1 protein-coding gene and 1 pseudogene are annotated in these 1,252 nt (G+C 74.4%); both read left to right on the forward strand.

Annotated features, from left to right (window positions below):
* On the forward strand, positions 1–437 hold a 437-nt coding region (locus tag CCN33_RS30205; RefSeq protein WP_208621989.1), incomplete at its 5' end, for a DedA family protein.
* A gap of 128 nt (positions 438–565) precedes the next feature.
* Positions 566–1,252 (forward strand): annotated as a pseudogene (locus CCN33_RS30210) (hypothetical protein); the annotation flags it as partial.

Consider the following 1,252-nt stretch of genomic DNA (forward strand, 5'->3'; position numbering starts at 1 on the left):
TGGTGGGCGCCCAGGTGGGCTTCCTCGTCGGACGACACGGGGGCCGGGCGCTGCTCACCCGCACCTCCAGCCACCGGGTCAAGGAGGGTGTGGGGCGGGCGGAACGCCTGCTGGCCCGGTACGGATACCGCAAGGCACTGGTGATCGGCCGGTTCGTGCCGATGCTGCGCTCCGTGCTGCACCCCGCCGCCGGGGCGCTCGGGGTGCCGACGCGCGTCTTCACCATCTGGCAGACGGTCGGCGGGGTGCTGTGGTCGCAGAGCCTCGTCCTGGCGGGCTGGGCGCTGGGCGCGTCGGTCGACCACGTCGACGACTACCTCCTTCCACTGATCGCGCTGGTCGTCGCCGTCTCGCTGCTGCCGCTCCTGGTGGAAGTGGTCCGCTCCCGGCGCGGCCGGGGCCGGGGCCGGCAGGAACACGGCGACACCGGCGACTGAGCGGCCCTCACGCATCACCCGCCCGGCTCAAACGGGGTCCGCCTAAGGGGCGAGGGTGCGTGAGCGGTGTGACGGTGGTGGAGCACGGTGGGAGACATGGCCCCATGCACCGGCGGCGAGGAGGCGGCATGGCTGACACGGGAGGCGAGGGCGGCACCGCGTGTGTCGCGGCGCCCGGCCAGGACATCCCCACGGCACTGTCCGGCGACCCGTTCACCCAGGTGGGCGCGGTCGCGGATGCCGTGCTGTACGAGGGCTACCTGCTTTATCCCTACCGGCGTTCCTCGGCGAAGAACCGGGTCCGCTGGCAGTTCGGGGTGCTGCTCCCCCGTACCTGGGTGGAGGCGGAGGGCCCGGTCGCCGAGGGCATCTCCGGTTCGGCGGACTCCTGGTACCAGCGCACCGAGTGCCTGGTGCGGGCGGCTCCGGACGCGGTGCTGCGGGTGCGCGTGCGCTACCTCCAGCTTCAGCGCAAGCAGGTGGAGGCGCCGGGCGAGGACGGGCAGTACCGGCCGGTGGAGTCGCTCCGCGGGGACGACGGCACCGCACATCTGAGCTTCGACGAGGCGGCCCCGTACGAGGTGGACCTCGCCTGGCCGCTGGCGGAGCTGCTGCGCGGCCCCCGCACCGCCGAGGTCTCCGCGCCGCCGGCCGTCGACACCGAGGAACTGGGCGCCGGGCGGGTGGTGCGCCGCCGTGCGCACGTACGGGCGCACACCACGGTCGCGGCCGAGAAGCTCGCGGACGGCCTGTACCGGCTGTGCGTGCGCACCGAGAACACGGGTGAGGCGCCGGACGCGCGCGCCCCGCGCGCG

It is taken from the genome of Streptomyces recifensis (genome assembly GCF_002154615.1).
Lineage (GTDB): Bacteria > Actinomycetota > Actinomycetes > Streptomycetales > Streptomycetaceae > Streptomyces > Streptomyces griseoluteus.